General features: G+C 38.6%; 15 protein-coding genes and 1 riboswitch. Of the genes, 5 read left to right on the forward strand and 10 right to left on the reverse strand.

All coding sequences use genetic code 11. The annotated features are described in order from the left end of the window. The first annotated feature begins 3 nt into the window (after nt 1-3). From metK to ABW51_RS02750, 3 genes are all read left to right on the forward strand, one after another. On the forward strand, nt 4-1158 hold the full coding sequence (gene metK / locus ABW51_RS02740) for a methionine adenosyltransferase (protein WP_053465467.1): 1155 nt from the start codon (nt 4-6) through the stop codon (nt 1156-1158). 698 nt (nt 1159-1856) lie between these two features. Beyond that, entirely contained in the window at nt 1857-2372 is a 516-nt protein-coding gene (locus ABW51_RS02745) for a SprT family zinc-dependent metalloprotease (protein ID WP_053465468.1), read from the forward strand. 50 nt (nt 2373-2422) lie between these two features. Beyond that, nucleotides 2423-2935, forward strand: a complete 513-nt coding sequence (locus tag ABW51_RS02750) for an opacity family porin (protein WP_053465469.1) — start codon at nt 2423-2425, stop codon at nt 2933-2935. 230 nt (nt 2936-3165) lie between these two features. Here ABW51_RS02750 and artM read toward each other — a convergent pair whose 3' ends face one another. The 5 genes from artM to lpcA form a co-directional block, all read right to left on the reverse strand. After that, nucleotides 3166-3849: an arginine ABC transporter permease ArtM gene (gene artM, locus ABW51_RS02755; protein ID WP_053465470.1), complete on the reverse strand. Its 684-nt coding sequence runs from the start codon at nt 3847-3849 to the stop codon at nt 3166-3168. Next, entirely contained in the window at nt 3849-4514 is a 666-nt protein-coding gene (artQ, locus tag ABW51_RS02760) for an arginine ABC transporter permease ArtQ (RefSeq protein WP_053465471.1), read from the reverse strand. The genes artM and artQ overlap by 1 nt, the downstream gene beginning before the upstream one ends. A 3-nt stretch (nt 4515-4517) precedes the next feature. After that, the gene (locus tag ABW51_RS02765) at nt 4518-5237 is read right to left on the reverse strand and encodes a lysine/arginine/ornithine ABC transporter substrate-binding protein (RefSeq protein WP_053465472.1); all 720 of its coding nucleotides are present in this window, start codon (nt 5235-5237) and stop codon (nt 4518-4520) included. Nucleotides 5238-5253: 16 nt separating this feature from the next. Further along, nucleotides 5254-5985, reverse strand: coding sequence for an arginine ABC transporter ATP-binding protein ArtP (gene artP / locus ABW51_RS02770; RefSeq protein WP_053465473.1), 732 nt, complete (start codon nt 5983-5985; stop codon nt 5254-5256). A 126-nt stretch (nt 5986-6111) separates the two neighbouring features. Then, a complete protein-coding gene (gene lpcA / locus ABW51_RS02775; RefSeq protein WP_053465474.1) occupies nt 6112-6696 on the reverse strand; it encodes a D-sedoheptulose 7-phosphate isomerase in 585 nt (194 codons plus the stop codon). 207 nt (nt 6697-6903) lie between these two features. On the opposite strand from lpcA, the gene ABW51_RS02780 reads away from it, so the two are divergent. Next, on the forward strand, nt 6904-7710 hold the full coding sequence (locus ABW51_RS02780; RefSeq protein WP_053465496.1) for a DNA ligase: 807 nt from the start codon (nt 6904-6906) through the stop codon (nt 7708-7710). Nucleotides 7711-7738: 28 nt separating this feature from the next. Here the strand turns inward: ABW51_RS02780 and ABW51_RS02785 are convergent, their stop codons facing one another. From ABW51_RS02785 to uvrD, 5 genes are all read right to left on the reverse strand, one after another. Next, on the reverse strand, nt 7739-8722 hold the full coding sequence (locus ABW51_RS02785) for a peptide ABC transporter ATP-binding protein (RefSeq protein WP_053465475.1): 984 nt from the start codon (nt 8720-8722) through the stop codon (nt 7739-7741). A gap of 2 nt (nt 8723-8724) precedes the next feature. Further along, nucleotides 8725-9717 (reverse strand): dipeptide ABC transporter ATP-binding protein, encoded by a 993-nt coding sequence (gene dppD / locus ABW51_RS02790; RefSeq protein ID WP_053465476.1) that lies wholly within the window; start codon nt 9715-9717, stop codon nt 8725-8727. Between the two features lie 9 nt (nt 9718-9726). Beyond that, the gene (locus tag ABW51_RS02795) at nt 9727-10614 is read right to left on the reverse strand and encodes an ABC transporter permease subunit (protein ID WP_053465477.1); all 888 of its coding nucleotides are present in this window, start codon (nt 10612-10614) and stop codon (nt 9727-9729) included. A 14-nt stretch (nt 10615-10628) separates the two neighbouring features. Continuing rightward, on the reverse strand, nt 10629-11630 hold the full coding sequence (locus ABW51_RS02800; protein ID WP_053465478.1) for an ABC transporter permease subunit: 1002 nt from the start codon (nt 11628-11630) through the stop codon (nt 10629-10631). Between the two features lie 91 nt (nt 11631-11721). After that, complete coding sequence (gene uvrD, locus ABW51_RS02805) at nt 11722-13902, reverse strand: DNA helicase II (protein WP_053465479.1); 2181 nt, start codon at nt 13900-13902, stop codon at nt 11722-11724. Nucleotides 13903-14022: 120 nt separating this feature from the next. Further along, nucleotides 14023-14112, forward strand: a riboswitch (TPP riboswitch). A gap of 48 nt (nt 14113-14160) precedes the next feature. Between uvrD and ABW51_RS02810 the strand changes: the two genes are divergently transcribed. Further along, on the forward strand, nt 14161-15222 hold the full coding sequence (locus ABW51_RS02810; protein ID WP_053465480.1) for an ABC transporter substrate-binding protein: 1062 nt from the start codon (nt 14161-14163) through the stop codon (nt 15220-15222). Nucleotides 15223-15330 lie beyond the last annotated feature (108 nt).

Raw genomic sequence — 15330 nt, forward strand, 5'->3', positions numbered from 1 at the left:
AATATGTCTAGTTATTTATTTACATCCGAATCTGTCTCTGAAGGGCATCCAGATAAAATTGCCGATCAAATTTCTGATGCGGTACTTGATGAAATCCTAAAACAAGATCCAAAAGCACGAGTAGCTTGTGAGACTTACGTAAAAACTGGTATGGCATTGGTGGGTGGTGAAATTACCACATCAGCATGGGTCGATATTGAGAATTTAACCCGTAAAGTGATTTGTGATATTGGTTATGAGCATTCTGAAATGGGTTTTGATGGCCATTCTTGTTCAGTGCTTAATGCGATTGGTAAACAATCTGCAGATATTAATCAAGGCGTTGATCGTGAAAATCCATTAGATCAAGGCGCAGGCGACCAAGGTATTATGTTTGGTTATGCCACTAATGAAACGGATGTATTAATGCCTGCAGCTATTACTTATGCTCATCGTTTAATGGAAAAACAAGCTGAGGTGCGTAAAAGCGGTAAATTAGCATGGTTACGCCCAGATGCGAAAAGCCAAGTAACTTTAAAATATGAAGATAATAAAATTGTTGGTGTGGATGCGGTTGTGCTTTCTACTCAACATTCTGAAGAAGTTAGCCAAAAAGATTTACATGAAGGTGTGATGGAAGAAATTATCAAACCTGTATTACCAAGTGAATGGCTTTCTAAAGAAACAAAGTTTTTCATTAACCCAACTGGTCGTTTTGTAATCGGTGGACCAATGGGCGATTGTGGTTTAACTGGTCGTAAAATTATCGTAGATACTTACGGTGGTGCTGCTCGTCATGGTGGTGGCGCATTCTCAGGAAAAGATCCATCTAAAGTAGATCGTTCCGCTGCTTATGCTGCACGTTATGTCGCAAAAAATATTGTGGCAGCAGGTTTAGCAGATCGTTGTGAAATCCAACTTTCTTATGCGATTGGTGTGGCTGATCCAACATCTATCATGGTCGAAACCTTTGGAACTGGAAAAGTTGCAAATGAATTATTAGTGTCATTAGTTCGTGAATTTTTTGATTTACGTCCTTATGGCTTAATTAAAATGTTAGATTTAATTCAACCAATCTATCGTGAAACGGCAGCTTATGGTCATTTCGGTCGTGAGCAATTCCCTTGGGAAAAAGTGGATCGTGCAGCAGAATTACGTGTTGCAGCAGGTTTAAAATAATAGTCTTGAATTTTTAGTTTGAAAGGCTTATATTGGAAAGGCAACAAGGTTACTTGCTGCCTTAGTTGGTTTAGGTTGCTACCAAGCTGGGGAGCTAAAGGACAGCAACAAGAACCCGATAATAATCATTAAGATGATTTTTATCATAAGGCTATCTCCTTTCAGAGTTGTTAAACAAAGCTGATCGAGATTGAGTTACTGCCTGACCCGCCAGTCAGGCAATAACGTACCTGACCAACCACTGTTTATTCTATCATATAAAAGCTGCTTATCTAGCGGTTTTTGCTTTTACCGATGACATCAATATCACTCATTCAATTTCGTCATTTAAAAATGTAAGTGCAACGTAAATTGAATAAATTCTTGTAAATTTAACCGCACTCTTACGTATTGCGGTAGGATTAAAATAATAGGCTTGAATTTTTAGTTTGAAAGGCTTATATTGGAAAGGCAACAAGGTTACTTGTTGCCTTGACTGATAAGTGTTACCAAGCTGGCGAGCTATACAGTAACACAATAAGTGCGATGACAATTATAAAGATAATTTTCATCAATTTTGTCTCCCAATCAGTGTTAAAACAAACTGATCGAGATGATTGCATTACCTGACCCCCCAGTCAGGTAATGACAACACCTGACCAGCCACTGATCATTCTATCATATAAAAGCCGCTTATCTAGCGGTTTTTGCTTTTACCTATGACATCAATATCATTAATTCCATTCCGTCATTTAAAAATGCAAGTGCAACGTAAATTGAATCAATCTTTGCAGCTTGTAGAGGCTTATTTTAATCGAAAGTTTACAATGCCTGAGGTAAATTATGATTTGCGTGGCATAAAGGCAGGCGTGGCTTATCTGCAAAAAAATCAAATAAAATTTAACCGCACTTTGTTATTAGAAAATGCAGATGAATTTATTCGACAAGTCGTGCCACACGAGCTTGCGCATTTGATTGTGTATCAAATGTTTGGTCGCGTAAAACCACACGGGAAAGAGTGGCAGCTTGTAATGAATGAAATTTTTAAGCTTCCCGCAGACACTTGCCATCAATTTGATATAAAAAATGTGCAAGGTGAAACCTTTGAATATCGTTGTGCGTGCCAAACACATTTTCTAAGTATTCGCCGTCATAATAGAATAGTAAGAGAAAAGATTGAATATTTATGTAGAAAATGTAAGGGAAAATTAGTTTTTGTCGATGAAACAGAATAATTTTTGTGATATATTTTTCCAGTTTATTCAATAAATAAAGGAGTTATCCAATGAAAAAATCTTTATTAGCAGTTATTGTTGGTGCATTTGCCTTTGCTTCTGTTGCAAATGCGAATATCTATGCTGAAGGCGATGTCGGTTTATCTCGAACCAAAGCAAATGGTAGTAACAATACAAGAATTGAACCTCGTGTATCCGTTGGATATAAAGTAGGAAATACACGTGTTGCGGGTGATTATACTCATCACGGAAAAATTGATGGTGCGAAAATTCACGGTTTAGGTGCATCAGTATTATATGATTTTGACACGAATTCTAAAGTGCAACCTTATGTAGGTGCTCGTGTTGCAGCTAACCAGTTTAAATATGATAACAGAGCTAACCAACCATATAGAAGTTCTTCAGAAATTAAGCTCGGATATGGTGTTGTAGCAGGTGCGAAATATAAGTTAGATGGCAATTGGTACGCAAATGGTGGGGTTGAGTACAATCGTTTAGGTAATTTTGATAGTACCAAAGTTAATAACTATGGTGCAAAAGTTGGTGTGGGTTACGGATTCTAATTTTTAGAATACAAAAATCTTTTTTATAAAACACTTTAATTTAACGGTGATCGTCTAAGGCGATCACCGTTATTCGTTTTAGGGCGGAGTAGAAAATAGTTGAGTAAAAGTGCGGTTAAAATTCTCGGAAATCTTATTTTTCAATAGCTTTTGAGAAAACTATTACATTAAAATATAAAAAATCCCAACTTAGGTTGGGATTTAAAAATCACTAAAAATCTTACCGCACTTTATGCTTTGCTTACTTCAAAACGTTCAAATGCCAACACTTTTTTCTCTAATTTACGTAGTAATAAAGTCGCAATGCCCGTAATAATTAAATAGATACCGCCCGCAATGCCGTAAATTGTGAGTGCATCATATTCTGTACCATAAAGTTGGCGAGCGTAGCCCATAATATCCATAATGGTAATGGTGGAAGCTAACGCCGTGCCTTTAAATACCAAAATAATTTCGTTACTGTAAGACGGCAATGCGCGTTTTAAAGCGTAGGGAATTAAGATTTTAAGTGTCTGTAATCGGCTTAACCCTAACGCTGCGCAACTTTCCCATTGTCCTTTATGAATGGCTTTTACTGCACCGTGAAATAATTGGGTGGAATAGGCTGCGCTGTTTAGTGCTAAAGCTAATGCGGCACAGAACCACGCATTGGATAAGAAAAACCATAATGGGCTGTCAATAATCCATTGAAATTGACCGGGCCCCGCATAAATTAAAAAGAACTGTACTAACAGTGGAGTGCCAGTGAATAAAGTAAGGTATAAATTGACCGCACTTTTTACCCATTTATTTCCCATTGAAAGTAAAAAAGTAAGAAATAAGGCTAAAAAGAAAGCAATCAGTAAGGATACGACTGTAAGTAGTAAACTTGTTGGGATCCCTTGTGCGATCACGCTTAAATATTCTTGAAACATTATTTCACGCCCCTTTCAAAACGAGTAAAACGCAGCTCTAATTTTCGAATACCAACTTGGCTAATTAATGTCACCGCCAAATAAATTAACGCAGCAATACCGTACCAAGTAAAGGGTTGATGTGTATTGGTATTAATCAGATCCGCTTGGCGCATCAAATCGTCCACGCCAATTAATGAAACCAATGCCGTATCTTTTAGTAATACAAGCCATTGGTTGCTTAAACCTGGTAAGGCGTGACGCCATACTTGTGGCATGACAATGTGAATGAACGTATAGCTTTTGCTTAAGCCTAACGCTGCGCCAGACTCCCATTGACCTTTCGGGATAGCTTGAATGGCTCCGCGTAATGTTTGTGAAGCATAAGCTGCAAAAATGAGAGAAAGTGCAAATACACCGCAACCAAATGCCCCAAATTCAATGTATTCGCCTGTTAGCATTTCGACTAATTCGGTGGAACCAAAATAGATAAGTAATACAACAATAATTTCGGGTAAGCCACGTAATAATGCCACAAATACTGTCATTGGTTTGCCAACAAAACGATTTGCTTCAAGTGCGGCAAAAATTAGGCTTAAAAATAAGCCTAAGATCAATGAACAGACCGCAAGCCCTAAAGTCATTAGGGCAGCGGTAAGCATTAAAGAAAGAAAGTCATAACTCATAGATTATTTTGTCATCCATTTATCATAGATTTTTTGGTATTCGCCATTCGCTTTAATTGCAGCTAAACCTTTATTTAGTTGTGCAGCCAAATCTTTGTTTGATTTGTGCATTGCAATGCCTAAACCATTACCAAAATATTTTTTATTGGTCACTTTTTCGCCTACAAATTGAATTTCTGGCTCTTTGGAAATCATATCGGCAAGCATTGCGGTATCGCCAAAAATAATGTCAATCCGACCGCTTTTTAAGTCTAAAATAGCACTTTGTAAACTTGCATAGGATTTTGGACTATATTGCTTGGTTTCCGCTACGGTATATTGTTGGAATGTAGTTCCATTTTGAACGCCTACATTTTTTGCACTTTCTAAGGTCGCTTTGCCTTTAAGAGCAACATAGCTTGCTGTACTGTCGTAATATGCATCAGAGAATAAAACCTGTTTTGCACGAGCATCAGTAATATCAATAGCAGAAATTGAAGCATCAAAACGTTTTGCTTTTAAATTTGGAATTAACGCATCAAAGGCTTCGCCTTTGAATTTACAGGTTGCTTGAATTTCTTGACAAATTGCATTCGCCACATCCACATCAAACCCGATAATTTCGCCTTTTTCATTTGTGGTTTCAAATGGTGGATAGCTAGGTTCCATTGCAAAAGTGAGTTCTTGTGCGCTTGCAGCAACAGATGTTCCCAATAAAATGGCAGTTAATAATGTTTTTTTCATCGTAAGCTCCTTATTTCTAGTGAGAAAGATAGTGTTTAAATTGTTCCGTTTTTGGATTTTCAAAGCAATCTGCCGATCCCATTTCGACGATTTTACCTTGTTCCATATAGACGACTTTTGTCGCCACTTTTTGCGCCACATTGACTTCGTGGGTTACAATCACTTGCGTAATGCCGGTTTCTTGTAATTCTTTAATAATATCTACAACTTGTGCCGTAATTTCTGGATCTAATGCAGCCGTTGGTTCATCAAATAGCAGAACTTGTGGCTTCATCATCAGCGCGCGGGCTATAGCAACACGTTGTTGTTGCCCGCCTGACAAATGTAATGGAAAGCGATCGGCAAGTTGTTCTAAACGTAAACGTTTTAACAATTCCATTGCATCGGTTTTCGCTTCATTTTCACTCACACCACGTACTTTCATTGGTGCTTCAATTAGGTTTTCAATCACAGTTAAGTGCGGCCAAAGATGATATTGTTGAAACACCATTCCTACATCTTGACGTAATTGTCTGATTGCTTTGGGATTTGCTATTGCATTGGATAAATTAAAATCATTGTTTGCAATGCTTAATTCGCCAGATTTTGGCACTTCTAACAAATTTAATGTGCGAATTAATGTGCTTTTTCCTGCGCCACTTGGGCCCAGCAACACAACGATATCGCCCTCTTCAGCTTCAAGGTTAATATCGAATAACGCTTGTGATGAACCGTAAAAGAAATTGAGATTTTTAACACGAATAGCCATTTTTCTTCTCTATGCTTTATAAGATGAAAAAATATTACATTTTTATGAATAATTATGCAAGTGCTATTAATAAAAAATCCCAAAAAAATTTGGGATTTTAAAAACTTGATTGAAATCAACCGCACTTTAGGCTTGCTTTGCCATTTCAAACTCAATTAACATCATTAAAATATGAATGACTTTGATATGGATTTCTTGAATACGATCTGCATAACGGAAATGGGGTACGCGAATTTCAACATCTGCTAATCCTGCCATTTTCCCGCCGTCTTTTCCTGTCATCGCAATCACTTTCATTCCTTTTGCTTTTGCCGCTTCAATAGCATTTAAGATATTTTTTGAATTGCCTGAAGTCGATAAGCCGAATAACACATCGCCTTTTTGCCCCACCGCTTCAACATAGCGTGAAAATACATATTCATAGCCAAAATCATTACTTACACAGCTTAAATGGCTTGCATCTGAAATCGCAATAGCGGGATAACCTGGGCGATTTTCACGATAACGACCCGTTAATTCTTCTGCAAAATGCATCGCATCACAGTGCGAACCGCCATTACCACAAGAAAGCACTTTTCCGCCTTGCTTGAAACTGTTGGAAATTAATAATGCGGCTTCTTGAATTAATTTAATGTTATTTTCATCAGCAATAAATTTGTTTAACACATCTTGTGCTTCTACAAGTTCCGCTTTGATTTGATCTAAATACATTGATTGCTCCTTGTTGGGAATAAAATCGCGATGGCATTGTATAGCAGATAAAGATTCTTCGCTAGCGTAAATAAAAATTCATCTTTTTTCGATGAAATGATGATTTTTTGCGATTTAGATCGAAAAAAGAAGTTTGAGTGGTTGGGGATTTTTCAAGATATGTTTATCTTGCGTAAACTTATTTGCCCTTTAATTTTCAAAAACACAATGAAATTTTACCGCACTTTGTTACTTTTCTTTACTAGTTCTTTTGCTTTTGCTAACTCAGATTTAATGCTTCTTCATACCTATAATAATCAATCTATAGAGGGTTGGGTGATGTCTGAAAAGTTAGATGGCGTACGCGGTTATTGGAATGGAAAGCAATTATTAACCCGACAAGGGCAACCTTTATCGCCGCCCGCTTATTTCATTAAGGATTTTCCGCCTTTTGCCATTGATGGCGAATTATTTAGTGAGCGGAATCATTTTGAGGAAATTTCATCCATCACAAAATCTTTCAAAGGCGACGGTTGGGAAAAGCTGAAATTGTATGTTTTTGATGTGCCTGATGCAGAGGGGAATTTATTTGAGCGTTTAGCTAAATTGAAAGCCTATTTACTTGAACATCCTACAACTTATATTGAAATTATTGAGCAAATTCCTGTTAAAGATAAAACCCATTTATATCAATTTCTTGCACAAGTCGAAAATTTGCAAGGCGAGGGCGTTGTTGTACGCAACCCCAATGCACCTTATGAACGTAAGCGAAGCTCACAAATTTTAAAATTAAAAACAGCACGAGATGAAGAATGTACAGTCATTGCACACAATAAAGGCAAAGGACAATTTGAAAATGTGATGGGTGCTTTAACTTGTAAAAATCATCGGGGAGAATTTAAAATCGGTTCGGGTTTTAATTTAAACGAACGAGAAAATCCCCCTCCGATAGGATCTGTAATTACTTATAAATATCGAGGTCTCACGAGTCGTGGAAAACCTCGATTTGCAACCTATTGGCGAGAGAAAAAATAAGCCTATTTATCAGTTTGACAAAATGAATTTAATCAATATGGAAACAAGCGATTAATTTGCCATCAGTATGTTGCGCTAAGTGCGGTTGATTTTCACGACATTTTTCTGTCGCTTTCCAACAACGAGGATTAAATGCACAGCCTTTTGGTGGATTAATCGGACTTGGCAATTCGCCCGTCAGTTTTATACGTTCACGACGCAAGTTTGGCGACAAACGTGGTGTCGCGGAAAGTAACGCTTTGGTATATGGATGTTGAGGATTAGAGAAGATTTGCTCTGTCGTCCCTTTTTCAACACAACGACCTAAATACATTACCATCACTTCATCGGCGGTATGTTCTACCACAGAAAGATCGTGCGAAATGAACACGTAAGACAAACCTAATTCATCTTGTAAATCCATCATTAAATTCAGTACTTGCGCACGCACGGAAACATCTAATGCAGAAACAGGTTCATCGGCAACAACAACATCGGGATCTAACATTAATCCACGAGCTATGGCGATGCGTTGGCGTTGTCCACCTGAAAACATATGGGGATAACGATCATAAAATTCAGCGCGCAATCCGACTTTTTCCATCATCGATAAAACTTTTTCTCGCCGTTCTTTGGCGGAAAGTTTTGTATTGATGATCAAAGGTTCTTCCAAAATTGAACCAATTTTTTTGCGTGGATTTAATGACGCATAAGGATTTTGGAAAACAATTTGAATTTTTTTACGACGTAGCGCCTTTGTTTCAGGATCATTTTCTAAAAAATTATGCCCTTTGTAATACAGCTCGCCTTCAGTTGGTTGTTCAATCATGGTTAGCAAACGCCCTAACGTGGATTTTCCACAACCTGACTCCCCCACGACAGCTAAAGTTTTACCTCGTTCAAGCTGAAAAGAGACACCATCTAACGCTTTTACTTGCTGTGGTTTTGCAAACAAGCCTTTTTTTACAGGGTAATATTTTTTTAAGCCAATGGCATTTAATAATGGCGTATTTTCTTTTACTTCATTCGTCATTATTAAGCTCCTTGATATTCAATGGGATTGCCTTGCTCGTTCAGCGGAGTATGGCATTTTACTTTACGCGAACCGATCTGATGCAATAGAGGTTCAGCTTGGCGACAGTATTCGGTTGCATAAGGGCAACGAGGATTTAATAAACAGCCTGTTGGGCGATCGTATTTTCCAGGTACTACACCTTGTAATGACGCTAAGCGAGATTTTCCTTCTGCAAATTCAGGTAATGAACGTAACAAGGCTTGCGTATAAGGATGTTTTGGCTCGCGGAAAATATCTTTTGCGATGCCTTCTTCAACGATTTGTCCAGCATACATCACGATAATTCGATCTGCCGCTTCAGCCACAAGTGCTAGATCGTGAGTAATCAAAATTAGGGACATACACTCTTTCTTTTGCAATTCAAGTAAGAGTTCCATAATTTGTGCTTGAATAGTCACGTCCAATGCGGTGGTTGGCTCGTCAGCAATCAATAATTTAGGTCTGCAGGCAATTGCCATCGCAATCATCACACGTTGGCTCATACCGCCAGAAAGCTGATGGGGATAAACATTCATTCGAGATTCAGGATCTGGAATACCGACCAATCTTAAAAGCTCTAAAGTGCGGTCTTTTCTCGCCTTTTTTGTGCCACCCTCGTGAGTTTTTAACGCTTCCATAATTTGGAAACCCACAGTATAAGCTGGATTCAAACTTGTCATCGGATCTTGGAAAATCATTGCGACATCAGCACCAATAAGCTGGCGTTTAGCTTTACTATTTAAAGTGAGTAAATTGGTGTTTTCAAATTGCAAGGATTCTGCCGATACACGCCCAGGATGATCAATTAATCCCATAATTGCGAGAGAACTCACAGATTTACCCGAACCTGATTCTCCCACAATGCCAAGTACTTCTCCTTGTGCAACTTGATAGCTGATTCGATCCACTGCTTTAAATGGCGTTTTTTTATCGCCAAAGTGAACAGAAAGTTCTTTTACGTCTAATAATGCCATTCTGTTTTCCTATTGTTTGAGTTTTGGATCAAGTGCATCGCGCAAGCCATCACCCATTAAGTTGAAAGCCAGTACCAAAGATAAAATAACTAAGCCAGGAATTGTAACCAACCAGTTTGCTGCTTGCATAAAACCACGTGCTTCTGAAAGCATTGTGCCAAGCTCAGGTGTTGGTGGCTTTGCACCAATGCCTAAGAAACCAAGTGTCGCGAGTTCTAAGATCGCATTAGAAATCCCCATAGTCATTTGCACAATCAAGGGTGCTAAACAGTTTGGTAAAATCACAATAAACATGAGGCGAAGAACACCTGCGCCAGCGACTTTAGATGAGGTGACATAATCACGATTTTTTTCATTCATCACCGCTGCTCGAGTTAAACGCACATAGCTAGGAATCGATACAACGGCGATAGCTAAAGTGGCATTGGCGAGTGATGGCTCTAAAATAGAGACGACCACAATCGTTAAGAGCAAGTTTGGAATCGCGAGCATAATATCAATTAGGCGAATGATAATTGTATCTAACACGCCGCCATAATAACCAGAAATCAAGCCAAGACTGGTACCAAAGGCGCAAGATAGCAATACAATGACAAATCCAGCAAAGACGGAAATTCGCGTTCCGTAAATGATGCGAGAAAGAATATCTCGCCCAATATCATCTGTTCCGAGTAAATAGGCAGGATTGCCGCCTTCATACCAAGCAGGAGGAAGTAAAAGTGCGGTACGATTTTGTTCTGTTGGATCAAAAGGCGCAATATAAGGCGCGAGAATGCTAATTAAGGCAACAATCAAAATAAAAATTAAACCAATTAGCGCGCCTCGGTTTTGTTTGAAGTAAAACCAAAATTCTTGCAAGGGCGTTTTTGGCGCGAAAGTTGAAGGCGTGTCAGACATAATTTCTCCTACAATTAATGACGGATACGCGGATTGACCACGCCGTAAAGTAAATCGACAGTTAAATTTACCACAATAATAATTGTTGCAATAATCAGTACAGAACCTTGCAACACCGGATAATCACGCGCTTGAATAGCATCAATAATCCATTTTCCAATTCCCGGCCATGAGAAAATGTTTTCTGTCAGTACGGCACCGGAAAGCAATTGACCTACAATTAATCCCACCACAGTGACAACAGGGATTAACGCATTACGTAATGCATGAACAATGACGATTCGAGTATAACTTAAGCCTTTTGCTTTTGCCGTGCGAATGTAATCTTCACCTAACACTTCCAACATTGCAGAGCGTGTCATACGCGTAATAATGGCGAGAGGAACTGTGCCTAGGACTATTGCAGGAAGAATCAACGATTTAACCGCATTTTCGAAGGCACCTGGCATACCAGAAAGCCAGCTGTCAATGAGCATAAATCCTGTTGGTGTATCGATCCAAAATTCATTATCTAAACGTCCGCCTTGTGGTAAACCGAGTTGTGGCGAAACATATAAAATTAAAATTAAACCCCACCAGAAAATCGGCATAGAATAACCGGTGAGCGATGCAGCCGTAACTGTGTGAGAAATCCAACTATCTTTTTTTACTGCGGCAATTGTGCCTAAAATCACCCCGCCTAATAACGACCAAAATAACGCAAAAAATGCTAATTCAGCGGTGGCAGGGAAAAGTGTAAAAAATTCACTAAGAACAGGTTGTTGAGTGCGAAATGATGCCCCAAAATCCCCTTGAATTACATTGCCAATATAGTGGAAATATTGCTGATAAAGAGGTAAATCTAAGCCCAATTGGTGCATCATTTGTTGATGTACTTCTGGCGTTAAACCGCGTTCCCCCATCATAATTTCCACAGGATCACCGGGAATAAAATGCACAAGGGCAAAGGTAATAAAAGTAATGGCAATAAAAGTAGGAATCACCATTAAGATACGTTTGAAAACAAATTTAAACATTCCAGCACTCAATAGACAATAAAAGTGCGGTAAAAATCCACCGCACTTTTCAAAAAAATTCATCGGTAAAAAATAAAAACGCTTCTGGATTCTACCGCACTTTTTCCAGTTTTGCCAAATGCGCAATCAACCATTTAATGCCTTGCGCTTGGAATGCTATTTGTAAACGTGTGTTATTCTCAGATCCTTCCACATTAATCACAGTGCCAAAACCAAATTTTTCGTGTTTGACTTTTTGCCCCATTTTCCATTCATTTTCATTTGTACCGACAGGAGATACTGAACCAACTTTTGCTAGATTCATCGCACGCGTGACAGTTCCTCGTAAACGAATTTCTTGGATACATTCTTGTGGTAATTCTGCGATAAAACGTGATGGCAAATGACGTTCTTCTTTAGCATATAATCGACGGCTTTCCGCATAAGAAATTGTTAGTTTTTTCTTCGCTCGAGTAATGCCGACATAAGCTAAACGACGCTCTTCTTCTAAACGCCCAGGTTCCTCAAAAGAGCGGAAACTTGGGAATAAACCTTCTTCTACGCCCACCATGAACACACGAGGAAATTCTAAGCCTTTTGCAGAGTGCAACGTCATCATTTCTACACAGGATTGATGCGGTGAGGCTTGTTCTTCGCCAGCTTCTAAGGAAGCGTGCGTTAAAAAGGCAGTGAGTTCGGTCATTTCTTCCGCATCATCAGGTTTGATAAATTCACGGGTTGCGGTAACTAATTCTTCCAAGTTTTCAATACGCACTTCGCCTTTTTCACCTTTTTCTTGTTGATACATTTCATATAAGCCCGAATGTTTAATCACAAAATCAGTTTGTGCGAAAAGCGGCATTTCTGCAGTATCAAGTTGTAATGAATTAATTAATTCCTGGAAACGCAATAATGCTGTTGAGGCTCGCCCAGCCAACATATTTTCTTGTGTTGCGACTTGTACTGCTTGCCATAAGGTAATTTGGCGTTCCCGTGTTAAGTTACGCAATATATCTAAAGTGCGGTCGCCAATGCCTCGGGTTGGCGTATTTATTACACGCTCAAAAGCTGCATCATCTTGACGATTATTAATCAAACGAAGATAGGCTAACGCATCTTTAATTTCTTGGCGTTCAAAGAAACGCATACCGCCATAAATACGGTATGGGATTTGACAACGAATCAAGGCTTCTTCAATAACCCGTGATTGGCTATTACTACGGTAAAGCACGGCACAATCATCAAGTTTTCCGCCATGTTCTACCCAATCCTGAATTTGTGAGGCAACAAATTTTGCTTCGTCCAATTCATTAAAGGCAGCATAGATGCCCACAGGATCGCCTTTTTCACCCTCTGTCCATAAATTTTTACCAAGACGATCACTATTGTTTGCAATTAATTCATTTGCGCTGTTTAGGATATTGGCGGTAGAACGATAGTTTTGTTCAAGGCGAATTGTTTCGGCATTGAAATCTTTTAAGAATTTTTGAATATTTTCGATTTGTGCGCCACGCCAACCATAAATAGATTGATCGTCATCGCCTACGATCATGACCTTGCCTGTTTCTCCCGCGAGAATTTTGATCCATTTATATTGAATTTTATTGGTATCTTGAAATTCATCCACCAAAATATGCTGAAAACGTTGTTGATAACGTTGCAAAATTAATGGTTTTTTCTCAAATAATTCATAGGCCCGAATTAATAATTCAGCAAAATCGACCAATCCTGCGCGATCGCAAGTGTCTTGATAAATCTGATAAATTTTAATCCATTCACGCTCTTGACGATCATTAAAATCTTCAATGTCCTTTGGTCGCAAGCCTTCATCTTTTTTGTTATTGATGTACCAACAAGCCTGTTTAGGCGGAAAAGCTTTTTCATCAAAATTATGTAATTTTAATAACCGTTTAATTAAACGCAGTTGATCTTCTGAATCTAAAATTTGGAAATCTTGTGGCAATCCCACATCTAAATGATGAGCTCGCAACAAACGATGGGCAATGCTGTGGAAAGTACCAATCCACATACCAAATAATTGATGTTGTGCGTGTTTGGCAAGTGTCGCTTGAATACGATGACGCATTTCTGCTGCTGCTTTATTGGTAAACGTCACCGCCATAATGCTGCCTTCAGAAATATTTTCTACCGCAATTAACCAAGCGATACGGTGTGTCAATACACGCGTTTTGCCAGAGCCTGCACCAGCTAGCACTAAGTGATTACCAAGAGGGGCTGCTACGGCTTCGCGTTGTTTATCGTTAAGTCCGTCAAGTAATTCAGAAATATCCATGATGAAATTTTTATCTGTTCAAATTTACAGGAATTATAAGTCTAATTTTTTTATATCACAATCAAGAAAATCATAAACTTATCCGACTTTACAAAAATAGTATTACAACTTATATTGATTCGCGGTTAGTCGGGGTGCGGACATCGCTGAGAAAATACCCGTGAACCTGAAACAGTTAGCACTGGCGTAGGAAACTAATCTCTCCTCCTTAAAGGGCTGACTTACTTTTTTCTGTATTCATATAAGTAAGGATGCATCATGAAACTCTCTTTTTCTTTAAAAAATTCTTTTAAATTGACCGCACTTTCCAGCGTGCTTGGTTACGGCTTATTAGGATTAAGTTTATCAACACCTGCTCAAGCGGAAGGCAAATTAGTGCTCTATTGCAGCGTCCAAAACACGACTTGTGAAAAAGTCGCTCACGCTTTTAGCAAAAAATATAATGTGGACACTCAGTTTGTGCGTAATAGCACTGGGACTGTATTAGGCAAAATCAAAGCCGAAAAAGAAAATCCACAAGCAGATGTATGGTATGGCGGTACATTGGAACCGCACTTTCAAGCGCGAGATGCTGGTTTGTTAGAAACTTATCGTTCTCCTCTGCAAAAAGAAATTATGCCTCAATTCAAAAAGCTCACGGAACAACGTGGCGATACCACGTCGATTATTTATCTTATGGAACTTGGCATTGGGATGAACGAAAAACTGCTAGCCGAAAAAAATATCGCGAAACCTCAATGCTATGCTGATTTATTAAAACCAGAATTTAAAGGGTTAATTCAATATCCAGATCCTCGAGTATCTGGCACTGGCTACACTATTCTTACAACTTTAATTGAAATTATGGGCGAAGATAAAGCCTTTGCTTATTTGAAAGAACTTGATAAAAACATTGCTCAATACACGAAAACTGGATTAGCAACGGCTAATATTTCTACGGGCGCAGCCGCAGTTGATATTGGTTTTATGCATACTTATGTGCGTGAAAAGGATAAAGGCGCACTGGTTATTGGTGCTTTACCTTGCGAAGGCACAGGCTATACGTTAGGAGCGGTCAGTATCATTAAAAATGGACGCAATTTAGAGAATGCTAAACGCTTTGTCGATTTTGTTCTTTCTGCTGAAGCTCAAGAAATTCCTTGGCGTGAGGCGGATTCTTACCAACTGCCAACAAATATTCATGCCAAAGCGCATCCACATCTTTCAGAGCCAGCAAAACTTAAATTACTTGATATTGATTTCATCAAGTTTGGTTCAGATCAAGAAGCGAAGCGATTAATAGAACGCTGGGTTGAAAATGTGAAGGAAAGAAAAGAGTAATTGATATTAGCCTGATAAAAGTGCGGTGAATTTTCACTGCACTTTGCTTTTCCCCTTGAAATCTTTCTTTTTATTCTTATATCTGTGACGTTCAATTTTTATCTTTAT

It is taken from the genome of Haemophilus sp. C1 (assembly GCF_001276515.1).
In the GTDB taxonomy this organism is placed as follows: Bacteria; Pseudomonadota; Gammaproteobacteria; order Enterobacterales; family Pasteurellaceae; genus Haemophilus.